17 protein-coding genes are annotated in these 22,932 nt (G+C 64.4%); 8 read left to right on the top strand and 9 right to left on the bottom strand.

The features are described 5' to 3' along the window. The first annotated feature begins 132 nt into the window (after positions 1-132). The 3 genes from QZ281_RS08795 to QZ281_RS08805 all read left to right on the top strand — a co-directional run bounded on the left by QZ281_RS08795 (position 133) and on the right by QZ281_RS08805 (position 5,080). Positions 133-810, top strand: coding sequence for a TetR/AcrR family transcriptional regulator (locus QZ281_RS08795; RefSeq protein WP_292227285.1), 678 nt, complete (start codon positions 133-135; stop codon positions 808-810). Between the two features lie 206 nt (positions 811-1,016). Next, positions 1,017-3,596, top strand: coding sequence for a hypothetical protein (locus tag QZ281_RS08800; protein WP_292227288.1), 2,580 nt, complete (start codon positions 1,017-1,019; stop codon positions 3,594-3,596). Between the two features lie 14 nt (positions 3,597-3,610). Then, positions 3,611-5,080, top strand: coding sequence for an MFS transporter (locus tag QZ281_RS08805; RefSeq protein WP_292227290.1), 1,470 nt, complete (start codon positions 3,611-3,613; stop codon positions 5,078-5,080). A gap of 150 nt (positions 5,081-5,230) precedes the next feature. Here the strand turns inward: QZ281_RS08805 and lpxC are convergent, their stop codons facing one another. Both lpxC and ftsZ read right to left on the bottom strand, forming a co-directional pair. Beyond that, complete coding sequence (lpxC, locus tag QZ281_RS08810; protein WP_292227293.1) at positions 5,231-6,130, bottom strand: UDP-3-O-acyl-N-acetylglucosamine deacetylase; 900 nt, start codon at positions 6,128-6,130, stop codon at positions 5,231-5,233. Between the two features lie 188 nt (positions 6,131-6,318). Continuing rightward, positions 6,319-7,884, bottom strand: a complete 1,566-nt coding sequence (ftsZ, locus tag QZ281_RS08815; RefSeq protein WP_292227295.1) for a cell division protein FtsZ — start codon at positions 7,882-7,884, stop codon at positions 6,319-6,321. 320 nt (positions 7,885-8,204) lie between these two features. On the opposite strand from ftsZ, the gene QZ281_RS08820 reads away from it, so the two are divergent. Continuing rightward, complete coding sequence (locus tag QZ281_RS08820) at positions 8,205-10,244, top strand: prolyl oligopeptidase family serine peptidase (protein ID WP_292227296.1); 2,040 nt, start codon at positions 8,205-8,207, stop codon at positions 10,242-10,244. Positions 10,245-10,313: 69 nt separating this feature from the next. Here the strand turns inward: QZ281_RS08820 and ftsA are convergent, their stop codons facing one another. The 4 genes from ftsA to murB form a co-directional block, all read right to left on the bottom strand. Then, positions 10,314-11,606, bottom strand: coding sequence for a cell division protein FtsA (gene ftsA / locus QZ281_RS08825; RefSeq protein WP_292227319.1), 1,293 nt, complete (start codon positions 11,604-11,606; stop codon positions 10,314-10,316). 78 nt (positions 11,607-11,684) lie between these two features. Beyond that, complete coding sequence (locus QZ281_RS08830; RefSeq protein ID WP_292227299.1) at positions 11,685-12,566, bottom strand: cell division protein FtsQ/DivIB; 882 nt, start codon at positions 12,564-12,566, stop codon at positions 11,685-11,687. Continuing rightward, complete coding sequence (locus tag QZ281_RS08835; protein ID WP_292227301.1) at positions 12,554-13,495, bottom strand: D-alanine--D-alanine ligase; 942 nt, start codon at positions 13,493-13,495, stop codon at positions 12,554-12,556. The genes QZ281_RS08830 and QZ281_RS08835 overlap by 13 nt, the downstream gene beginning before the upstream one ends. A gap of 115 nt (positions 13,496-13,610) precedes the next feature. Further along, complete coding sequence (gene murB / locus QZ281_RS08840; RefSeq protein ID WP_292227302.1) at positions 13,611-14,522, bottom strand: UDP-N-acetylmuramate dehydrogenase; 912 nt, start codon at positions 14,520-14,522, stop codon at positions 13,611-13,613. Positions 14,523-14,613: 91 nt separating this feature from the next. Here murB and QZ281_RS08845 point away from each other — a divergent pair, with 91 nt between their 5' ends. After that, a complete protein-coding gene (locus QZ281_RS08845) occupies positions 14,614-15,294 on the top strand; it encodes a hypothetical protein (protein WP_292227305.1) in 681 nt (226 codons plus the stop codon). A 21-nt stretch (positions 15,295-15,315) separates the two neighbouring features. Here the strand turns inward: QZ281_RS08845 and murC are convergent, their stop codons facing one another. Together murC and catB are read right to left on the bottom strand one after the other, a co-directional pair. After that, positions 15,316-16,758, bottom strand: a complete 1,443-nt coding sequence (gene murC, locus QZ281_RS08850) for a UDP-N-acetylmuramate--L-alanine ligase (RefSeq protein ID WP_292227307.1) — start codon at positions 16,756-16,758, stop codon at positions 15,316-15,318. Positions 16,759-16,819: 61 nt separating this feature from the next. Further along, positions 16,820-17,461, bottom strand: a complete 642-nt coding sequence (gene catB, locus QZ281_RS08855; protein ID WP_292227309.1) for a type B chloramphenicol O-acetyltransferase — start codon at positions 17,459-17,461, stop codon at positions 16,820-16,822. A 307-nt stretch (positions 17,462-17,768) separates the two neighbouring features. Between catB and QZ281_RS08860 the strand changes: the two genes are divergently transcribed. The 3 genes from QZ281_RS08860 (at position 17,769) to QZ281_RS08870 (ending at position 22,363) form a co-directional block, all read left to right on the top strand. Further along, positions 17,769-18,848, top strand: coding sequence for a site-specific DNA-methyltransferase (locus tag QZ281_RS08860; RefSeq protein WP_292227311.1), 1,080 nt, complete (start codon positions 17,769-17,771; stop codon positions 18,846-18,848). A 124-nt stretch (positions 18,849-18,972) separates the two neighbouring features. After that, positions 18,973-20,088 (top strand): glycosyltransferase family 4 protein, encoded by a 1,116-nt coding sequence (locus QZ281_RS08865; RefSeq protein ID WP_292227313.1) that lies wholly within the window; start codon positions 18,973-18,975, stop codon positions 20,086-20,088. A gap of 127 nt (positions 20,089-20,215) precedes the next feature. Beyond that, complete coding sequence (locus QZ281_RS08870; protein WP_292227315.1) at positions 20,216-22,363, top strand: amylo-alpha-1,6-glucosidase; 2,148 nt, start codon at positions 20,216-20,218, stop codon at positions 22,361-22,363. A gap of 7 nt (positions 22,364-22,370) precedes the next feature. Here QZ281_RS08870 and QZ281_RS08875 read toward each other — a convergent pair. Then, the coding region (locus tag QZ281_RS08875; protein WP_292227317.1) for an NUDIX domain-containing protein at positions 22,371-22,932 on the bottom strand (562 nt) is incomplete at its 5' end.

Below are 22,932 nucleotides of genomic sequence, written 5' to 3' on the forward strand. Positions count from 1 at the left end.
CAGTTTATTACAGGAACTAGAATTGCCGACGCCGGGATCAGAATTCAAAAGCATGTCAGGCAAATGGCCTGCCGAAAAACGGCGCACGGCCTCAGTCTTTGCGATTTGCGCGAGCGTGGTTACACAACAGTCATGACCGTCGCCCCTGCCCCTGCATCAAAGCCTTCACGTCGGCGACAGGTCGACCGCACCGCTGAAACGCGTCGCCGCATCCTCGACGCGACCACCGCCTGTCTGTTCAAGACCGGCTACAGCGCCGTGACCTTCTCGACCGTGTCCAAGGAGGCGGGCGTCAGCCGGGGCATCATCACCTATCACTTCGCCACCAAGGCCGATCTGATGGTGGCGGTGCGCGACACCATCTACAGCGACGAACGCCATGTGCTGGAAGAGACCCAGTCCCGCATCGGCGCGGCCGAATATCTGCGCGAACTGCCGCGTCTGGTGCTGGCGGGCATGCGGCGCGAACCCGCCATTGCGGTCAACGAAATCCTGCTGGCGGCCCGCGCCGACCCGGAACTGACCGGCAAGCTGCGCGCCACAGAAAAGGACATCGACCAGCGCATCCTGACCCGATTGAAGGGGCTGTACGCCGAGGCCGGCGCCACGCCCCCCGCCAATTTGTCGACCATCATCCACCTGGCGGTGTCCACCTTTCGGGGCCTAGCCATAGCGGATCTGGTTCAGGGCGACGACGGTGAGGTCGAGGCCAGCATCGACCTGTTCCGCGACATGCTGACGCTGTCGATAGAGACCCAGGCCAAGGCGGCGGCCGAGCAAGGGGCTGCAGCGGCAGAAAAAACGGGCTGACCCAGCTCGCGAAAGAAACTGGCTAGTCGTACAACAACTATCTTGTTAGTCTTTTGGCGGAGGCGCGAAAACGCACCCCGCGATGCCTGCGCGCGTCATTACGGAGACCCAGGATGTTCCAGTTCCCCCGTCTGACCGACGTGCGCCCCATAGCCGCCCCCGGCTGCGGCGCCCCGTTCTGACGCCGCTGCGTCCAGCCGTCGCCCTTGCACGACGCCGCCCGACTGTATGATTTCCCCAAGGTTTACTTCGTGACTTCACGCCCCGCCCCCTTCATCTGGACGCCACGCCAGCCCATCGCCGCAGACCACCTGAAGGCGATTAAGGAGATTCCCGACCGGGACGACGGCCTGAACCGCTGGTTCCTGTTCCGCACGACGGTCGAACTGGACACCGTGCCGGACAAGGCTCCGACCCACGTCACCGTGGACGGGCGCTACCTGATGTACGTCAATGGCCGCGAAGTCGGCCGCGGCCCAGTGCGCTGCAGCCCGCTGGCCCAGCGCTACGACACCCATGACCTGACGCCGCACCTGCGGCCCGGCCGCAATCTGGTGGCGGTTCTGGTCCACACCTATGGCGTGGACACGGCCTTCCATGAACGTGTGCGCGGCCTGTGGTCCCCTGTCTTCGGCGAGGGCGGCCTGTGGATCGAAGGCCCCATCGTCGACACCGCAATGGACTGGCGCTGCATCCAGTCTCAGGCCTGGGTTCAGGACACGCCGCAGGCCAACGCCAGCCTGGGCTTCATCGAATGGCTGGACGCCAACGCCCTCGACCCGGCCTGGACCAGCCAGGATTTCGATGATGCGGATTGGGATCAGGCCCGCCCGATGATCGTCGGCGGCGGCGGCCCGGAATCCCTTTATCAGGGCACGACCGTCCGCCCCTTCCCCATCCGCCTGCCCAGCGGCCTGCCCACCCTGTACGAAGCCTTCACCTCCGCCCACGACATCCGCTGGATCAAGGGACAGATTCCGCAGGCCGAACTGCCGATCCACACTCGACTCTATGACGAACCCCTGACCGAAGCGCCCGCCGACGCCGTTCGCGACGCTACGGCTCTGCTGAACCCGGACGCTGGCGAAACCGTCGTCACGACCACGCCGGGAACCGACATCGCCATCACCCTCGACTTCGGACGCATATTCTCGGGCTACCCCGCCTTCGAGATCGAGGCGAACGGCGGTGAGATGATCGAGATCGGCTGCACCGAACGCCTGCCCGGCGAATGGTTCGAAGGAGTTGCGGACGACGCCCGGATCGAACGACGTCCCTATCTAGGCACCGATGCCCATTTGTGCCGCTACGTCGCCCGACCGGGCGCCCAGCAGTTCCAGCGGTTCGAGTGGTGCGCCATTCGCTATATGCACATCGTCGTCCGCAATGCGCCAAAAGGTCTGACCATCCGCACGCTGGGCGCAGTGGAGACCCATTATCCGGTCGAGAGCCGCGGCGAATTCTCCTGCTCAGATCCCATCCTGACGAAGCTCTGGCAGGCAGGCGCCTATACGCTGAAACAGTGCATGCACGACGCCTGGGAAGACTGCCCCAGCCGCGAGCAGCGTCAGTGGCTGGGGGATGTGACGGTCGAGAATCTGGCCGCATCCGCCGCCTTCGGCGCATCCGCATCGCCCCTGACGGCCAAATATCTGGTGCAGGTCGCCGAGTGTCAGCGTCCGGACGGCCTGACCCAGATGTTCGCGCCAGGCGACCACGGTCATAACGCCCGCCTGATCCCGGACTGGACACTGCAATGGGTTCTCTGCGCGGCCGATCACTGGGAGCTGACCGGCGACCTGGCCACCATCGAAGAGATATGGCCCTCGATCCAGAAGGCCCTGTCGTGGTTTGACCGCGCTTCCAGCCGCCACGGTCTGCTGACCGACATGCCCTACTGGCACTTCATGGACTGGGCCGGATTGGGTCGGGACGGTCAGGCCCTGGCCATCAACGCCCAACTGGCGGGGGCATGGCGGGCTGCGGCGAAACTGGGTTCCGCCCTTGGCTATGACCGCGCGGCGGAACGTTACGAGGCGCACGCCGCCGACCTTATCGCCCGCCTGGACGCCGCCCACTGGGACGAACAGCGCGGCGCCTGGGTCGACATGATCGACCCTGAAACCAGCGCGCAAAACCCCCGCATCTCGCAGCACGGCGTCGCCGCCCTGACCCTTTGGGGCGATGTGGATGCGGATCGCGCGGCCCGCGCCTTTGACTGGGCCGCTGATCCGACGCGTGTCACGGCTACGCCCGCCCCACCTGTTGTCCCCTTCGGCACGCCGCTGGATGAAGAGAACGGCGTGGTCATGGCCAACACCTTCTACAGCCACTTCGTCGGCGAGGCCCTGGCCCGTCACGGGCTGCGCGACGTGGCCCTGTCCAACATCCGCAACCGTTTCGGCCCGATGATCGAGGCGGGTTCGACCACCCTGTGGGAGGCCACCACGCCCTGGGCCAGCCTGTGCCACGGCTTCTCCGCTTCTCCGACCTGGTTCCTGTCGCGCCATGTTCTCGGTGTCGCCCCCGCCACGCCAGGGTTTGAGCAGATCGTCGCGCGACCCGACCTGATCGATCTGGAACATGCCGAGGGCGTGGTTCCCGCCGGTTCGCGCAATGTGCGCGTCGTACTGCGCCGCACGCCTGAAGGCTTCGACGCCGTCATCAGCGGCGCAGGCGACGACTGTCTAGTCGAGGCGCCCGCCGGACTGGTCCTGACCCGACAAAGCCGCGACGGCGACCGCCTCCGCGCCAGCTTCTCCCCCTCCCCCCGCACCCGCGTTTGAGCAGGAACACGTCCATGCCGGATCCGATGTCCGAACCTCAGGTCACTGCCGCCTCGCAGGCCGCCGCGCGATCCGCGCCCGTGCCCCTGCGTCAAAAGCTGGGCTACGCCGCCGGCGCCCTGGTCGACGGAACGTCCCTGCATCCGCTGAACATCTTCCTGCTGTTCTATGTGACCAGTGTGTGCGGCCTGCCTGCAGCGCTGGCGGGCGCGGCCATTGCGGCGGGTCTCGTGGTGGACGCCGTCGCCGATCCCCTGATCGGATCGTCGTCCGACCGTCTACGCTCGAAATGGGGACGGCGCCTACCCTTCATGCTTTGCGCCGTGCCGATCGTGGCCTTGTCTTTCACCCTGATCTTCTCCCTGCCGTCAGAGCTAAACACGACGCTGCTGTTCCTATGGCTGACCACGCTGTCAATCAGCCTGCGTATCTCGGTCGCCGCCTTCCTGCTGCCCCATCAGGCGCTGGGCGCTGAACTAACCGACAACTATGCGGAACGTTCGACCATCATGGCCATGCGCTGGGCCTTCTTCATGATCGGCGGCCTGTTGGGGGTAGCTCTGGGCTTCGGCGTCTTCTTCTCAGGCCCGACCGGCCTGACCGTCCGCGACCAATACCCGTTGTTCGCCATGACCCTGTCGGGGTTCATCCTGATCGGCGGCCTGATCGCCTCGCGCACCGCCTACGCCACCCGCGGCCGCGAACATGAACCCCAAAGTGAACCCGTCTCGATCCGCTCCTTCATCGGCGACATCGCCCAAGTGTTCAGCAGCGCCTCGTTCCGCATACTGTTCTTCGGCGGTGCCCTGTTCTTTATTGGCTTCGGCCTGAACACCATACTAGGCCTGCACGCGAACACCTTCTTCTGGCGGCTGACCAGCGGCCAGATGCAACTGATCACCATGGCCATGCTGGGCGGTCTGCTGCTGGCCGCGCCCCTAGCCGGACCGATCCTGTCGCGGTTGGAGAAGCGCACCGTCCTGATGGGCGGTGTCGGCGCCCTGATGGTCATCGAGACGGTGCCCGTCCTGCTGCGCCTTGCAGGCCTGTTCCCGTTCGAGGGCGATGTTCTGGCCTGGATTTTGACGGGCGCCAGTCTGGTGGGCGGCGCCATGCTGGGTGCAGCCGGGATCGCCACCGCCTCGGCTCTGGCTGACGCGGCTGACGAGCATGAGTTCCTGTTCGGATCGCGCCGCGAAGGCCTGTATTTTGCGGGCTGGGCCTTCTCGAACAAGGCCGCCTCGGCCATCGGCACGCTGGTCGCAGGCCTCGCCCTCCAGATGATGGCCTTCCCCGCCGATCTGGTGAAGGAAGGCGGTCTGTCCATCGACCTGCCGCAACAGACCATCAACCTGCTAGGCCTGGCCTACGGTCCGGGCGCAGGCCTCCTGTCGCTGGGCGCCATCCTGACCTTCATCACCTACCGGATCGACCGTAAGCGCCACGCTGAAATCATCACAGCCTTGCATCAGTCGAAAGAATAGATCCACCGACCGTTAAGAAAATGAACCAGGAAATTGATAAAACAGCCACAATGAAGCCATCCCTAATTTGATCGCGGTCTCCTTCCGGAAGCACTGCGCAATCAGAGCCCGACCGAATTCAGCGCAGACAAAATTGAGCCCGTCAGTGGCTCAGCCTGCCTCGGCCAACTCCGGCACGCGTGTGACGACGCGCCAGGCATGGGGGGCGGCCAGCAGGGCGCGGACCAGCTTGTTGTTAACGGCGTGGCCCGCCTTGTAGCCTTCGTAACGACCCAGGATCGGCGCGCCCAGCACATACAGGTCGCCGATGGCGTCCAGCGCCTTATGGCGCACGAACTCTCGTTCCATGCGCAGGCCGCCGGGATTCAGGATTTCGTCGCCGTCGATGACCACGGCGTTCTCCAGCGAACCGCCGCGCGCCAGACCGGCCTGACGCAGGGCCTCGACCTCATGGGCGAAACCGAAGGTGCGGCAGGCCATGATCTCGTTGCGGAACGTCGGCTCGTCCACAACGAAGTCGATGACCTGATTGCCGATCGCCGCCGACGGGAAGTCGATCTCGAACCGCATTTCATAGCGGTCGCACGACATCAGGGCGGCGTGCTTGTCGCCCTCGGTGACGTGAACCGTCTCGAGAATTTCGATGTAGCGTTGCGGCTGCGGCTGCGGACGGAAACCCGCGCGGTCCAGCAGTTTGACGAACTCCAGCGCCGAACCATCCAGGATCGGCAGCTCAGGTCCATCCACCTCGACGATGGCGTTCGAAACGCCCAGTGCACAGAAGGCCGCCATCAGATGTTCGATGGTCGACAGTTGAACGCCCGCTGCGTTCTCGATCATGGTGTTCAGGCGCGCGTCAACGACGGCCTCGCCCGAAACGGGGATACGGTTGTCGCGGTCGGTGATGTCGGTGCGCACGAAGACGATGCCCGTGCCCGTGGGCGCAGGACGAACCGCCAGCCGCACCCGGCGACCGGTGTGCACCCCCACGCCGGCGATGATGGCCGGTGCGACGATGGTGCGTTCGTGGTGATCTTGCCTGAACGACAAACTCGAACTCGCTTCTTAACTGCGCGCACCGCTGCGTGCGGATTGCGACCTGCGCTCCATGTAGCGGCAGAGCTGCAAGCCCGAAATGAAAGTCGGGTTTCGGATTGTTTCGATACGAAACAGCCCCCTAAAGGCAGAACGCCCCGGAGCGCGGGCTCCGGGGCGTTCATTGTGTCAGGGCTTAACGCCTAGTTGGCCAGTCGGCGGAGAAATGAGGGAATCTCCAGGTCGTCGTCAGCCTGACCCGTTTCCTGCTCGGGGTGATGCGAGGGCTGGCTGGTCTGGCGCATCTGCGGCGAGCTGCGGCCATAGGTCGGTTCAGGCTGCGGTTGGGTGCGCTTGCCGCGACCGAACAGGCTCCAGCCGCTGCGACGGTGATCACGATCATCGTAATCATCTTCGATGGCCGGTTGCTGCGGCGCGCGCGAATAGAGATCAGGCTGCGGTTCCGGTGCGCGAGCCGCCGGAGCGCGGGTCTCATATTCCTCGACCCAAGGATCGACGATCGGCTCCAGATTACGCGGCGCCTCGGCGACACGAATCACCGGCTCAGGGCGGGGTTCCGCCTCACGGGCAGGCGGAGCCATGAAGGTCGGAACGACCGGAGCAGCCTCGATGCGGGGCTCAGGCGCGCGCGGCGCCTCGGCCCGGGTCGGTTCACGATAGACGTCGCGGGTCGGCTCAGGCGCGCGCGGCGCCTGCGTGCCGTACAGACCGCCGGCCGAACGGCGCGCTTCGTGGCTGGCCAGAGGGGCCGACGGCGCGACAGGATCAACGCGCTTGATCTCGCCCTCGTCCATGCCTGTCGCGACAACCGAGACGCGGATCTTGCCTTCCAGCGCAGGATCGAAGGCGGCCCCGAAGATGATGTTGGCGTCGCCGTCCACCTCGGCCGAGATGGCGTTGGCGGCTTCGTCGACTTCCAGCAGGGTCATGTCCAGACCGCCGGTGATGTTCACCAGCACAGCCTTGGCGCCCTTCAGCGAGGTTTCGTCCAGCAGCGGGTTGGCGATGGCGTTCTGGGCCGCCAGCAGGGCGCGGTCGTCGCCCGTGGCTTCGCCCGTGCCCATCATCGCCTTGCCCATTTCGGACATGACGGCGCGGACGTCGGCGAAGTCCAGGTTGATCAGGCCCGGCAGGATCATCAGATCGGTGATCGAGCGCACGCCCGAATGCAGCACCTGATCGGCCATGCCGAAGGCGTCGGCGAAGGTCGTGCGCTCATTGGCGACACGGAACAGGTTCTGGTTCGGAATGACGATCAGTGTGTCGACATAGCGCTGCAGCTCAGCAACGCCCGAGTCCGCCAGACGCATGCGGTGACGGCCTTCGAAGGTGAAGGGCTTGGTCACGACGCCGACCGTCAGGATGCCGCGATCGCGCGCGCACTTGGCGATGACGGGCGCCGCGCCGGTGCCGGTGCCGCCGCCCATGCCGCAGGTGATGAAGACCATATGCGCGCCTTCCAGGTGCGCATGAATTTCGTCGGCCGATTCCTCAGCGGCGTTCATGCCGACTTCAGGATGGGCGCCCGCGCCCAGACCTTGGGTGATGGTCTCGCCCAGTTGAATGCGGCGGTCGGTCTTGGCGAACGACAGGTGCTGGGCGTCAGTGTTCGCAACGACGAACTCGACCCCTTCAAGACCGGCGTCGATCATGTTGTTCACGGCGTTCCCGCCGGCGCCGCCGACGCCGAACACGACGATGCGGGGCTTCAGTTCAGTGTTCTGCGGCTTGACCAATGAAAGCGACATATCTGTTTTCCGACCTTGCGACCCTGCCCCTGCACGCCAATGCGACTACCCCGCCGAATCACATTGGTTATGAGCGCGTTAAGGATTGCGCCCATGAGGGTTAAGAGAAGGTTACGGCGATAATATGAGTCGGACGGAACGAAAGGTCTTTATTGCAAGCTTCAGCGAAGAAACTCGGGGACAATCGCGCCGAACTCAAATTTCGCAGTTACCCCAAGAAGCCTAGCAATACTGCCGCTTGCCGAGGTTGATGGGTTTTGGTTCATTGTGTCCGATCAAATCCGGTCCAACTTGGTCCGACGTGGGGAGCCGCTTTCATTATGAAATTTCTATCATCCACCGCCCTCAGCGCAGTGCTGTTTTTAGCCCCGATGGCAGGCGTCGCATTCGCACAGTCTACGCCCGCATCGACAACGCATCCGGCAGCGCCGACCATTGAGCAGTTTGCGGCCTTCCCGCTGATGTCAAGCTTCACCGTTTCGCCTGACGGCAAGCACATTGCTGCCTTGCAGGCACGCGGAGAAGACCGCGTCATTCTCGTCTGGGATGCAGAACATCTGGATCGAGAACCAACCGTCATCGGCTCTTCGCAAATGAAGTTGCAGGGCGTCAGTTTCGTCAAGAATGACGTCCTGGGCGTTTCGCTATGGCAGCCGTATGACGCCAGCGCGGGCACGACAATTAAAACCTTCCTCGGCAAGTTCATGCTTACCGACCTGCAAGGACGTAACTGGCGCGACCCAATCAACTCGTTCCGCCCAAGATCCAGTGACGAAGCAGAATTCTTAAAAACTCAAAGCCCGAACGTTCTAGATTCTCTACCTAATGATCCGGACAACATACTGATCGAGATTAATGGTGACGTTCTTCGCCTAAATGTCCGCAGCAACCGATCAGAACGAATTCAACGCTCCAGTGAACGCGTTGTTGGTTACTCGACGGACCTGAACGGTGAACTGCGCGTCCGAGTGATTGCTGACCGTGATGCCAACGGCTTCTTTATCGCCACTCAATTTCGGAACGCCTCAGGTGGCTGGGAGGAACATTTCCGCAGCCACGTCAAGAACAGAGAAGTATTTTCCGTTACAGGTTTTAGCACAGACCCAAATATCGCTTACGTAATTTCAAATCGCGGGCGCGATAAAGCGGCCGTTTTTGAATATAACATAGCATCCAAAACACTTGGTGAAGCGGTATTCGAACACCCCCTCTTCGAAGCGACGGGCATGGATATCAACCGTATTCGAGGCCCTCATTTTGGCGAAGTCCGGTCGTTCACCTACAACGGCCCCCGCGAGACTGATTTTCCTATTGCACCGGGATACGAGAGCCTAGTTACGGGCCTCAGTCAGGCGTTGAATGTGGAAAACCATCCCCTTCGCGCCACCGATCCGGCGACAGGCGTGACCCGGACCATCTCATATCCGACTGACCGCTATATGAATGTAACGGCTGCATCGCAGGATTGGAGCACGGTCGTGGTCTGGGCTGGCGCGTCCAATGACCCCGGCGCGTATTATATCTTCCGCAACGGCCAATTAACGCCCCTGGGTCAACCCAACCCGCAGATCAATCCCGCCACAATCGGCAAGACCGAACTCGTCTACTACAAGGCGCGCGACGGTCTCGACATTCCTGGCTTCCTCAGCAAACCGCCTGCAGAGATTTTTGGCCCCGGCCCCTACCCGACGGTCATCATGCCCCACGGCGGCCCCTGGGCACGTGACGAGATGACCTGGGACTATTCGTCATGGCGCGCGATGCTGACGTCGCGCGGCTATGCTGTGCTTCAACCTCAATATCAGGGCTCAGACGGTTGGGGCAAACGCCTCTGGATGGCCGGCGACAATGAGTGGGGCCAGAAGATGCAGGACGACAAGGATGACGGCGCCAAATGGCTGATTGACCAAGGTGTCGCTCAGCAGGGCCGTATCGCCATGTTCGGCTTCTCCTATGGCGGTTATGCAGCCATGGTTGCAGGCATCCGCCCGGAAGGCATTTACAAGTGCGCTATCGCCGGTGCTGGCGTGTCTGACCTGACGAAAATCCGGTCCAGCATGTTCCAGAACCCCTATACACGTGAAGCCCAGCGCGACACGGTCAACGGCTTGAACCCCATCACTCGTGCAAATCAGATTCAGATTCCGATGATGGTCTTCACAGGTGACCGCGATCGCACCGTCACCCAAGATCATTCGGATCTGTTCGTCGGCCGCGCACGCGGCAGCAGCCAAGATGTTCAGTACCATCTGATCAAAGACTATGCTCACGGCCCAGCTTGGACGCGCGCCATCATGGCTGAGCAGCTTGGCTATATTGATGACTATCTTCGCACCGGATGCGGCGGTTCGGGTCTCTGATCTCCATCTTCCGAAATACAAAAGGCCCGCCTTTCGGCGGGCCTTTTTCTTTGCCGCTTGACGGTTAAGTCAAAGATTATCCCGCAGCCAGCCCGCGACACGTCCCACGACATTGCCACGGTGGACCCGCGGGGCGTCGGCGGCGGTGATCTGGCGGGCCATCAGTTTGCGGGCGGAGACGGCTTCGCGGGGGCCGTAGGCGGCACGGAGCAGGACGCCAGCGGTGGCGCAGAAGGCGGGGCCGGAGGCTGCGTCGGCCAGGTGGGGGGCGCGCTGCGGCTTGCCCAGACGGACAGGGCGGTCGAACACACGGACAGCCAGTTCACGTACGCCGTTCAGTTGGCTCGCGCCGCCGGTCAGGACCAGACCCGCGCCCGGTTCCAGGCCGACGCCCGCAGCCTTCAGCCGGTCACGCAGCAGTTCGAGGGTTTCCTCGACGCGCGGGGCGATCACGGTCTTCAGCATGGCGCGTGGGACGATGACGGGACCGGCGGAAGCGTCTTCGCCACGCGGCGGGGCCTCCAGCATTTCACGGTCTTCATTGGCGCTGGCCATGGCTGATCCATGCAGGGTCTTCAGGCGTTCAGCGCCGACCTTGGACGTCGACAGGCCGCGCGCGATGTCAGAGGTGACATGATCGCCGCCGACATTCAGGCTTTCGATATGCAGCAGAGAGCGCCCGCCCCAGACGGCGGCGCTGGTCGATCCGCCGCCCATGTCGATGCAGACGGCGCCCAGATCCATCTCATCCTCTTCCAGCGCAGCCAGAGAGGAAACCACCGGCGCGGCGGCGACGCCCTGAAGGTCCAGATGCGCCAGCTCAAGACAGTGGCTCAGGGTCGTGAAGACATTCTCGGCCATCGATACGACCAGCAGGTCCAGCCCCAATGAACCGCCCCGCATCGAGCGCGGATCATGCACCCCACGCGCACCATCCACGGACCAGCCGATCGGCAGGACATGGATCGGACGGCGATTGGGCAAGCGAATCTGCGCCAGGGCCATGCCGATGGCGCGCGCCAGATCAGCGTCTCCGACCGGATTGGCGCCCAGAGAAACGCGGGCCTGCACCCGGTGGCTGGCCATCTGGCCGATGGCGGTCGTGACGACGACGCCGGACACAGGGCTTTGCGCCGCGCGTTCAGCACGTTCGACGGCGTGGCCGATGGCCTGCGCGGCCTCGTCCATATTGATGATGGCCCCGCCCCTGATGCCACGGGACTGAACATGACTGGCGCCCGCGACACGGATGGTGCGGTCGGCATGGCGTACGCCGTCGGGCTTCATGATGAAGCAGGACACCTTGGAGTGGCCCAGATCCAGCGCCGCCACCACGGGCGCGCGTCCGGCGCGTGGGTCCAGAGACGCCCCGCGATCACCACCTTTGCCGCCCTTGCCGCCCTGCTTGCCCGCCATCGTCGTCTTCATCCCAGTCTCGTCTCAGGCGCCGGCGGGTCGCACAGCGACCTCGTCGGGGGTTCTCAAATCGACGCGGGCGAAGCCCAGGTCGAGCAGGCGTTCGCGCTGATCCAGCGCATCGAGGCGGATCAGGGCCGCCTCCTGTTCAGTGGCGGGCAGTTGGATCAGGCTGCCATCCTTGAGCCGCAGGTCCCAGCGGCGTTCGTCTACGCGGACCAGAGCATCGATTCGCCCCATCAGACGCGGGCGCTGGTTCAGCAGCGGCAGGATGTCCCCCGCGGCCACATCGGCTCCCTTGCCCACCACCAGCGGCAGGTTCGGATAGCGGCGTGCGTCGGCGCCTGTGATCACCTGACCACGCGAGTCGATCACCTTGATCTGCCCCGCCTCCTGCCAGACGGCCAGACGGTCATGTTCCTTGATCTCGACGATCAGAGTGTCAGGCAGCAGACGCACGATCCGCGCCTCCTTGACCCAGCCCACCGCCTGCACGCGATCACGGATCGCATCCAGATTCAGACTGGTGATCGGCTGTCCGGCGTGCAGGTCCAGCGCGCGGCGGATATCCGGCTCGGCCTCGGCCGTCGCGCCAGTGATATGCACCCGGTTCAGCGTCAGGCCCATGCTGGCGGTCAGACTGTCGATGCCATGCGAAAAGGATGCGCCGATCCGTTCGGCCCGCGCACCCGTCGCCAGCACCGCGCCCAGCAGAACCGCGCCGCCCGCCAGAGCAATGATCATGGTGCGGGGGGAGACGTCGATCCGGCCGATGGCGGCCATCTTGCCGGGGATGGGGGACGCATTCTGGGCGCCGCCGCGCGAACGCCCGCCCCCGCCGGAGCCTGCGCCGCCTTTGGAGCCTTGGGAATTCTGTCGCCGACCGCCGCGAACTACCGCGGGCATGAGGCGTCCTCCACCATCCACCGAACCAGGTCTTCGTAACTCATCCCGCAATAGGCGGCCTGCTCAGGCGCGAGCGAGGTCGGGGTCATGCCGGGTTGAGTGTTGACCTCCAGTAGAACGAGATCGTCCTTAACATCGTCATAACGGAAGTCGGACCGGGATACGCCTCGGCAACCCATCGCTGTATGGGCCAGTTCCGCCTGACGCAGCGCCGCCTCGAACACATGGGCGGGCAGAACCGCAGGCAGAACATGGACCGAGCCGCCCGGCGCGTACTTGGCTTCATAATCATAGAAGCCCTTGGTCGGGGTGATGTCGGTCACAGTCAGGGCGCGCGGTCCGGCCGTCTCGCCGATCACGGTGACGCACAGTTCCTTGCCCGCAATATAGGGCTCGACCATCACCTGTTCGCCATAGGCCCAGTCGGGCGCGCCGACCTCGGCCTGCGGCCGGTTGGCGCCCTCGGGCACCAGGAAGACGCCGACGGAAGACCCTTCGGCATTGGGCTTGATGACATAGGGCGGGTCGATGACGTGGCGGCTGGCGACCTCATGGCGATCAAACAGACCGCCGCCCGGCACCTTGACGCCCGCCGCCCGCAGAACAGCCTTGGACTTGTCCTTGTCCATCGCCAGGGCCGAGGCCAGAACGCCGGAATGGGTGTAGGGAATCCTCAGCGTCTCCAGAACGCCCTGGACGCATCCGTCTTCGCCCCAGGCGCCGTGCAGGCAGTTCAGCACCACATCGGGCTTGATCAGGCCGGACAGCACATTGGCCAGGTCGCGGCCTGCGTCCACGCGGCTGACGCGCACGCCCTGCCGCTCCAGCGCCTGCGCGCACTGCTCGCCCGACGACAGCGACACCTCGCGCTCGGCGGAAAGACCGCCCATCAGGACGGCGACATGGAGATCTTGGAAAGGACGGTTCATGCGTGGCTCCAGCAGGAACCGATGCATCAAATGTCCTTAACAGGTCATCAACCTTATCCGCCGTCGCTCAAATTCACGCTCTGAAAACGTGGATTGCGACGCCTGTTCGGTGACCTCAGATCAACCGGCCGATGCGTTTGATCTCCCAATCCAGCCGCACGCCGGTCTTCAGCAGCACATCGGCGCGGACGGCTTCGCCCAGACCTTCGATGTCGGCGGCGGTGGCTTCACCGGGGTTGATCATGAAGTTGGAGTGCAGATCACTGAACATGGCGCCGCCCCCCGTTTCAGCATGAAGCTTGCCGCGCCAGCCCGCCTCATCGACCAGTTTCCACGACGAATGGCCGGGGGGGTTCTTGAAGGTGGAGCCGCCGGTCTTTTCACGGATCGGCTGGGTGGTTTCGCGACGGCTGGTGATCTCGCTGATCCGGGCCGAGACGGCGTCGGGCGCATCGGGCGTGCCGCGATAGACGGCCTCGATCCAGATGATGTCGGCGGGCGCTTCGGAATGGCGGTAGGTGTAGCCGAAGTCGGCCAGCGCATATTCAACCCGCTCGCCCGCCCGCGTCAGCCCCCAGGCCGACACCAGCACATCCTTGGTCTCAGCGCCGTAACAGCCCGCGTTCATGGTCAGGGCGCCGCCGATGGTTCCGGGTATCCCGGCATAGAACTCCAGTCCCGCCAGTCCCGCCTTGGCAGAGGCCCGGGCCACCATGGAATCCAGCGCGCCCGCACCCGCCGTGATCGTGTCGCTTTCCGCCGTCACGCCCGCGAACGGACGCCCGGCCAGACGGATCACCACGCCCTCGACCCCGCCATCGCGCACGATGACGTTCGACCCGACGCCCAGCACGGTCACAGGAACCGAAACGTCCAGCCCCTTCAGGAAGTCGGCCAGATCATCCGCATCCGCCGGAATGAACAGCAGTTCCGCCGTCCCGCCCACACGGAACCAGGTGAAGGGCGCCAGAGGCTCATCGCGCAACAGCTTGCCACGCACGGAAGGGAGATCATCACGCCAGGTCATGCCTGCTCCGATAGCGGCGCCGGGGCGGAAATCAAAGAGGCCGCGTCATGCGCGCTGGCCTGCACGACGCTTCGTCGCCTACAGACGCCGTATGAAGCCCCTTTCCGCACTCAAGATCATCGCGCTCAGCATGGGGCTGACGGCCGTGCTGCTTCTGGCCTGGATCGGCCTTTCTGTCCTCGCGTCCCTGTACGGGACAGCGTCCATAACAGCGGAAGCGGTTCTGAACTTCCTGCTCGCCATCGTGCTGGCGTTCGTCGGCCTGCCGATCCTGCACCGCGCCTTCTATCGCTACTTCTGGAACATCCGCCGCAAACTGGCGTCGGGCGAAATGCAAATCGGCGACAAGATGCCGGTCGTCGGCGCCGACCCGACGCCGCCCCCGCCGCGCACCCGCAAGACCCGCCGCCAGATCGCCCTCTATGCGATCTTCTATCTGATCGGGATTGTGTCGCTGCTCGCCATCTATGTGCCGATCGGCCATCAGGAGGCGTTGAACGCCTTTCTGGCGCGATACAGTGCGGGGCGCAGTTCCTTCTCCACCCTGGCGACCCTGGTCATCATCTACTTGCCGATGGCGATCACGCTTGCGCTGATCTTCCCCTTCCTCGACGCGGACCAGAAGCTGATCAGGGCGGGCAGCACAGACGCTGAGGAAATCCTGCGCCTTCAGGACCGTCAGGAATGGCTGTTTTCTTTCCTGACCGCCTACGTCTGTGTCGGCTTCCTCAGCTTCGTGGCGGGGAACTGGATTCTCAGGTTCCTGGCGTGAGAGTTGGCGGCACTTGTCCCCTCAGCCGTTCAACGCCTCAAGCTGCCCCGGCAAGGCATAGGCCCAGGCGGTGATGTCCCCTGCGCCCAGCAGCACGACCAGATCACCCGGCTTGGCCTCCTCGGCGATTACGACTGCCAGAGCCTCGACGCTTTCAAGCGGCTGGACCGAGCGGTGGCCAAAGCGACGCGCGCCCTCGACCAGCGCATGTTTGTCTACGCCCTCGAGCGGCGCCTCGCCCGCCGGATAGACGTCGGCGACGATCACGGAATCCGCGTCGGAGAAGCAGGTGGAGAACTCTTCCATCAGGTCGCGCAGGCGGGTGTAGCGGTGCGGCTGGACCACGGCGATGACGCGGCCATTGCCCTCTGCGTTCTGGGCCACTTGCCGCGCGGCCTTCAGCACAGCGGCGATCTCGACAGGGTGGTGACCATAGTCGTCGACGATCCGCACCCCATTGACCACGCCCGTGGTGGTGAAGCGGCGCTTGACCCCGCCGAACCCGGCCAGACCGGCCTTGATCGCCTCATCCGCCACGTCCAGTTCACGCGCCACGGCGATGGCGGCCAGAGCATTGGCGACGTTGTGCCCCCCGGCCATCGGCAGGTGCAGCCCCTCGATCCGCGTTTCGTCGGCCTCGGCGCCCGCGCCCTGGAACACCACGTCGAACCGGCAGCCGTCCGGCCCCATGTCGATGTTCTCGGCCCGCACCATGGCCTGCGGATTGACGCCATAGGTCACCAGACGCCGGTTATCGATGGCGGCGACCAGACGCTGCACCTCCGGGTGATCCAGACAGACGGCGGCGAAACCGTAGAAGGGGATGTTCTCGACGAAATCGACGAAGGCTTTCCGCACCCCCTCGAAGTCGCCGTAGTGGTCCAGATGTTCCGGGTCGATGTTGGTGACGATGGCCACCGTCGACTTCAGGCGCAGGAAGCTGCCGTCCGATTCATCCGCCTCGACCACGATCCAGTCGCCGTCGCCGACCTTCGCATTCGTGCCATAGGCGTTGATGATGCCGCCATTGACGATGGTGGGATCGAGCCCACCTGCATCCAACAGGGCCGCGACCATCGAGGTCGTCGTCGTCTTGCCGTGCGTGCCGCCAACCGCCACCGAGAACTGCAGCCGCATCAGTTCAGCCAGCATCTCCGCGCGCCGCACCAACGGAATCCGACGCTCGCGCGCCGCCATCATCTCCGGGTTGGTCGCCTTGACCGCCGTGGAATAGACCACCGCCGAAACGCCCTCGCCCACATGGGCGGCGTCATGGCCGATGAAGATTTTCGCACCCAGCTTTTCCAGCCGCTCGGTGTTGGCGCTGGCCTTGGCGTCAGACCCCTGAACCGAATAGCCGATCTTCAACATGATCTCGGCGATGCCGCTCATGCCTATGCCGCCTATGCCGACGAAATGGACAGGACCAAGGTCGAAGGGGACGGGGCGAAGACGTGCGATCATCTTCGCCCCATAGCTTAAACAGCAAGTGTTTTGCACCATGCCTTCGCCGGTGTGAGCGGATTTATACCACCGGGAACTCAGCCCATTCGCGCCAGAAGGCGTGCAGGGCCGCGATGTCGCCGCTGCACAGCAGGGGCATGGCCTCCCCCAATCGGGTGTCGTCCCAATCCCACCACCTCATCTCTAGCAGCATGGCGATGCTGTCATGGTCGAACCGCTTGCGGATGACCTTTGCTGGATTGCCGCCGACGATGGCGTAAGGCTCCACATCCCGCGTCACTAGCGCCCGCGTGCCGATCACGGCGCCGTCGCCGACCTTTACGCCCGGCATGATGATCGCCTCGCTGCCGATCCAGACGTCGTTGCCGATGACAGTGTCGCTTGCCGGTCGGAAGGCGTCGACCGCCCCCGCGAAATGCGAAACCTCGGGCATATAGAAGAAGGGGAAGCAACTGGCCCAGTCGTACCGGTGCCCCTGATTACCGGCCATGATGAAGACGGCCCCGCTGCCGATCGAGCAGAAGCCGCCGATTATCAAGCGGTCCACACCCGGCTCAGTCATCAAATAGCGGGCGCAATCGTCAAAGCCGTGACCGTGATACCAGCCGGAGTAATAGCTGTAGCGCCCGACGATGATGTTGGGATTGGTCACCAGATCGGACAGCAGTCGGCCCTTGAATGGACCTTCGAAAACCTGAGTCATGGAAGTCTCTACGTGCGTAGGCTGCACCCGTTCAGCGCCGGGCTGCCTAGGATTTTCATCAGAGGGTATGAAGCGCGCAGCCTTCATGTGCCGGGCGAGGCCGGGTCACACAGGGTGCGCCGCTCGGGGGCGTCAGGCCCGCACGGACGCAATCAGAAGAGTCTGACCGCCATTTCCATGTGCTGATTATGGCCCCTGCCCTACCCGGACGCAATCAGCGCAATCGCCGCCGTGTGGGTCTTGGTTACCCGACCTTAACCACAAGGATTCACCATGATGGTTCTGTTTGTTTCGGGGCCGCCTTTCCATGTCCGATCTGAAGACCGACGTCGTCCACCGTGGCGACTGCATCGAGGTGCTGAAAAGCCTGCCCGACGCCTCTGTGGACATGGTCTTCGCCGACCCGCCCTATAATCTGCAACTGGGTGGCGACCTGCTGCGTCCCGACAATTCCAAGGTCGATGCGGTTGATGACGACTGGGACAAGTTCGGCAGCTTCGCCGAATACGACGCCTTCACCCGCGCCTGGCTGGCCGAATGCCGCCGCGTGCTGAAGCCGGAAGGCTCGATCTGGGTGATCGGCTCCTATCACAACGTCTTCCGTCTGGGCTCCGCGATCCAGGATCTGGGCTTCTGGGTGCTGAACGACATCATCTGGCGCAAGTCCAACCCGATGCCGAACTTCAAGGGCACCCGCTTCACCAACGCGCACGAGACCCTGATCTGGGCCGCCAAGTCGCGCGATCAGAAGCGTTACACCTTCAACTATGATGCGTTGAAGGCCTTCAACGAAGACACCCAGATGCGTTCGGACTGGACCTTCGCCCTGTGCACCGGCGAAGAGCGAATCAAGGACGCCGACGGCAAGAAGGCCCACCCGACACAGAAGCCCGAGGCCCTGCTGCACCGCGTCCTGATGTCGGCGACCCGCCCCGGCGACGTGATCCTGGACCCCTTCTTCGGCACCGGCACCACGGGCGCCGCGGCCAAGCGTCTGGGCCGTCATTTCATCGGCATCGAGCGCGACGAAACCTATGCCGATGTTGCTGAGAAACGCATCGCCTCCGTCATTCCCGCCGCCCTGGAAGACCTGAAAGTCATGGGCTCCAAGCGCGACGAGCCCAAGGTGCCGTTCGGCGCCCTGGTCGAGGCTGGCCTGCTGCAGCCCGGCGACCGTCTCTACACGCCCAAGGGCGACCGCGAGGCCCGCGTCCGCGCCGATGGCTCACTGATCCACGGCGACCTGACCGGCTCGATCCACAAGCTGGGCGCCCTGATGGAGAACGCCCCGGCCTGCAACGGTTGGACCTACTGGCGCTTCAAGACCGATCAGGGTCTGAAATCCATCGACGCCCTGCGCGCCGAAATCCGCGCCGGGATGCAATAGGGCGCCGCGCCCCGACAGAAAAAATGAAGGTGCTCCCCCGTAATTCACCGGAATGCAGAGGAACGTCGCAGGCCGCATTCCGTTGATGTGAACGGCCCCGCTCTGCGGGCCGGAGCACCACATCATGAAGATCGCCCAGGTCACGCCGCTGTACGAGGCTGTCCCTCCAAAGCTTTACGGAGGGACCGAACGCGTCGTCGCGCACCTGACCGACGCCCTTGTCGACCTGGGCCATGACGTCACCCTGTTCGCCAGCGCCGACGCCCAGACCCGTGCGCGCCTGATTTCGGTTCGTGATCAGGCGATACGTCTGGACCCCGCCCCGCTGAAGTCCGACCTGGCCGCCCATATGTCGATGCTGGGCGAGGTGCTGGACCGCGTCGATGATTTCGACGTCATCCACTTCCACACCGACATGATCCACTTCCCGGTATTCCAGCCCTGGGCGAACAAGACAGTCACCACCCTGCACGGGCGCCTGGATATGAAGGATCTGCCCGGCGTCTATGCCCGCTGGAGCGAGTTCGGTCTGGTCTCCATCTCTGACAATCAGAGAAAGCCGCTGCATTTCGCCAACTGGAAGGCGACCGTTCACCACGGCATGCCCGCCGAACAGTATCAGTTTTCCGCCAAGTCGCAGGGCTATCTGGCCTTTCTTGGCCGCATCTCGCCCGAGAAACGCCCGGACCGCGCCATCGAGATCGCCACCAAACTGGGCCGCCGTCTGAAGATCGCCGCCAAGGTGGACGCCGCCGACAAGCTGTATTGGGAGGAGACGATCCGCCCGATGATACAGGACAATCCCCTGATCGAGTTCATCGGTGAGATCGGCGACCACCAGAAGTCGGCCTTCCTGGGCGGTGCTGACGCCCTGTTGTTCCCCATCGACTGGCCCGAGCCCTTTGGCCTGGTGATGATCGAAGCCATGGCCTGCGGCACGCCGGTGATCGCTTTCCGCTGCGGCTCGACGTCCGAGATCATCGAGGACGGCAAGACGGGCTTCCTGGTCGATACGTTGGAACAGGCCGTCGCGGCCACGGACCGGGCGCGCCTGCTGGATCGCGAGGCGGTGCGCGCGCGCTTCGACCTGCGTTTCTCCTCCACCGCCATGGCGCGTGGCTATCTGGATGTTTACGGCGACCTCCTGGCCCAGCGCCCCTTTGCCGAGCCGCCCCTGCCCGATGTGGTCCGCCCCATCCGTCCGCTGAGAGAAGAGCGCAGCTTCACCACCCGCGTGTGAGGCCCGAAAATCAGGCGGCGAGGATGAACCCTCGGCCGCCTGCTTCATTAGAAACATCAAGCGGCCCGTCAGCGCCGCATTTGGGTGAAACGCTCGGCCAAGGCCTCAATAGCGGCGGAGAGACCGGATGGACGACGCCTATTCGACCCAGATGACGGCGGGTGAAACCGTCGAGGCCTCAGGCCTCGAACAACTGATGGCCCTGAAGGAAGGCAATGTCTTTCTGGTCGCCGACGGTTGGGGCGACATGAAGGGCGGGGCGGACGGTCTGTTCGCCCATGACACACGCGTGCTGTCGCGCTGGGTCATGACGGTGGGACAGGCCCGCCCGTCGCGCCTGTCCTCTGGCGTCAGCCAGGACAATGTCTTCTTCTCCTGCCATTCGACCAACCGCCCCCTGCCCCCGATGGGCGGACGGTCGGCCCCCGCAGGCGTGCTGCATATCGAGCGCCGCCGCTTCCTGTGGGACGAACGGATGTTCGAGCGCATCCAGATGGTCAATCACGGCATGGAGGATGTCCTGCTGCCGCTGGCCTTTGATTTCGGCGTCGATTTCGCTGACATTTTTCAGGTGCGCGGCACACCGCGCGCCAAGCGTGGAACCATCCATGCGCCCACCACCGACGGACGGCGTGTCGGTTTCCGCTACACCGGCCTGGACAAGGTCGAGCGTAACGCCTGTCTGTCCTTCTCCGAGCCGCCTGCCCGCCTGACCGGCCAGCACGCCGAGTTCATGTTCAGCCTGCCCAAGGGCAAGACCGTGGACCTTTATGTCGAATGCGGCCTGGACGTTTGCGATGCGCCGGACGCGCAACGCTGGCGGCTCAACGCTGTCCATGCCCGGATCGCGATGCGGGCCAAGCGTCGGCGCGGCGCCTCGGTGCGCGGCCCCCGCAGTCCCCGCTTCAATGACTGGCTGGATCAATCGCGCGCGGACATGGCGCTGTTGACCACCGACCTGCCGACAGGCCCCTATCCTTACGCGGGCACCCCCTGGTTCTCGACCCCGTTCGGGCGCGACGGCATCATCGCCGCCTGGCAGATGCTGTGGCTGGACCCGTCACTGGCCAAGGGCGTCCTGACCTATCTGGCCAGCCGCCAGGCGACCGAGACCTCCCTCTATCAGGACAGCCAGCCCGGCAAGATCATGCACGAGACGCGCGGCGGCGAGATGAGCGCCCTGCACGAGGTGCCCTTCGGCCTCTATTACGGCGGCGTCGACACCACCTGTCTGTTCGTGGCGCTGGCCGGGGCCTACGCCAACCGCACCGGCGATCTGGATCTGATCCGCAGGCTGTGGCCCAATCTGATCGCCGCGTCTGAATGGATGCGCGACTATGGCGACAGCAATGGCGACGGCCTGATCGACTATCAGCGCGGCGCCGACACCGGCCTGTCGAATCAGGGCTGGAAGGATTCAGAAGACTCCATCTTCCACGCCGACGGCCATTTCCCCAAAGGTCCCATCGCCCTGCTGGAGGTTCAGGGCTACGCCTTCGCCGCCTGGAAGGCGCTGGGCGATCTGGGAGAACGGCTGAGCGACGACCGCACCGAGGAATGGCGCGCCCGCGCCGAACAGGTCCGCCAGTTGGTCGAGGAACAGTTCTGGATGGAGGACGAAGGCTTCTACGCCATCGCCCTGGACGGTGACGGCCAGCAGTGCCGCGCCATCGCCTCCAACGCCGGACACCTGCTGTTCACGGGCCTGCCGTCGGTCGAGCGTGCGCGGCGCGTCACCAAACGTCTGCTGACCGCCGAGTTTCGCACCGGCTGGGGCATCCGCACGCTGGAGCTGGGTCAGGCGCGGTTCAATCCGATGAGCTATCACAACGGCTCGGTCTGGCCTCACGACACCGCCATGGCCGCCGCTGGCATGGCCGGTTATGGCGAGCGCGCGGCCGTCGCCGAAATCCTGGCCGAGATCTATGCCGCCGCCGCCCACTTCCACCTGCGCCTGCCCGAACTGTTCTGCGGCTTCCCGCGTGAACCGGGCGAGCCGCCCATCGCCTATCCGGTCGCCTGCCTGCCGCAAGCCTGGGCGGCGGGGTCGGTCTTCCTGATGCTGCAGGCGTCGCTGGGCCTGTCGATCGACGCCTGGGACGGGACCATCGACCTGACCGATCCGGTCCTGCCGTCCGGGCTTGAACGTCTGGACATCACCGGGCTTGAGATCGGGGACGCTGTGGTCGATCTGAACTTCCGCCACGTGGATGGACGGGCCGTGGTCGTTCCCAAGCACAAACGCGGCAGCCTGTCGGTGCGCACCCTGCGCTGAGGCCTGCTCAGATCAGGGTGGGTTCGCCCGCCCGGTCCAACGCCTTGGCGAAAACAGTCGGCAAGGCGGCGCGCGCCGTATCGAACGTCATCCACTCGTATTCGCCGCCGCCTTTCACCCGCGCCGTCCGCACAGTCAGGGTCAGGCTGAAATGGGTGAAGACATGCTCCACCGCCCCCGCCTCGCGCCAGTCGGCGGCGATGGGCGGCGACACCTCCACCGCCCCAACGACCCAGTCGCTGGTCGGCAGGCCCATCATCCCACCCAACAGCCCCTTGTCCGGTCGCCGCTCCAGTGCCACCCGCCCCTCAGTGTCGATCATCACATAGGCCACACCCTGACGATGCGGCCGCTCGGCCTTCTTCGTCTTGAGCGGATAGAGTTCCGGCGTCCCGCCCGCAAAGCCCAGACATTGATCGGTCAGCGGACAGAGGCCGCAGGTCGGCGATTTGGGACGACACACCGTCGCCCCCAGATCCATCAACGCCTGCGCCCAGTCGCCGGGTCGGTCATCCGTAATGAACTGTGCCGCCAGTCGCTTCAGCTCCGGCCTTGCGGCGGGCAGCGGC

This window comes from Brevundimonas sp. (assembly GCF_018608325.1).
Lineage (GTDB): Bacteria > Pseudomonadota > Alphaproteobacteria > Caulobacterales > Caulobacteraceae > Brevundimonas.

Bases quoted from the DNA above. Each gene is read 5' to 3' on its own strand.
- ftsZ (WP_292227295.1), bottom strand. From the start codon at position 7,884: ATGTCGCTTTCATTGGTCAAGCCGCAGAACACTGAACTGAAGCCCCGC.
- QZ281_RS08845 (WP_292227305.1), top strand. From the start codon at position 14,614: ATGAAGCCCCTTTCCGCACTCAAGATCATCGCGCTCAGCATGGGGCTG.
- QZ281_RS08830 (WP_292227299.1), bottom strand. From the start codon at position 12,566: ATGCCCGCGGTAGTTCGCGGCGGTCGGCGACAGAATTCCCAAGGCTCC.
- QZ281_RS08870 (WP_292227315.1), top strand. From the start codon at position 20,216: ATGGACGACGCCTATTCGACCCAGATGACGGCGGGTGAAACCGTCGAG.
- QZ281_RS08805 (WP_292227290.1), top strand. From the start codon at position 3,611: ATGCCGGATCCGATGTCCGAACCTCAGGTCACTGCCGCCTCGCAGGCC.
- QZ281_RS08820 (WP_292227296.1), top strand. From the start codon at position 8,205: ATGAAATTTCTATCATCCACCGCCCTCAGCGCAGTGCTGTTTTTAGCC.
- QZ281_RS08835 (WP_292227301.1), bottom strand. From the start codon at position 13,495: ATGAACCGTCCTTTCCAAGATCTCCATGTCGCCGTCCTGATGGGCGGT.
- QZ281_RS08795 (WP_292227285.1), top strand. From the start codon at position 133: ATGACCGTCGCCCCTGCCCCTGCATCAAAGCCTTCACGTCGGCGACAG.
- murB (WP_292227302.1), bottom strand. From the start codon at position 14,522: ATGACCTGGCGTGATGATCTCCCTTCCGTGCGTGGCAAGCTGTTGCGC.
- QZ281_RS08865 (WP_292227313.1), top strand. From the start codon at position 18,973: ATGAAGATCGCCCAGGTCACGCCGCTGTACGAGGCTGTCCCTCCAAAG.
- murC (WP_292227307.1), bottom strand. From the start codon at position 16,758: ATGATCGCACGTCTTCGCCCCGTCCCCTTCGACCTTGGTCCTGTCCAT.
- QZ281_RS08860 (WP_292227311.1), top strand. From the start codon at position 17,769: ATGTCCGATCTGAAGACCGACGTCGTCCACCGTGGCGACTGCATCGAG.
- catB (WP_292227309.1), bottom strand. From the start codon at position 17,461: ATGACTCAGGTTTTCGAAGGTCCATTCAAGGGCCGACTGCTGTCCGAT.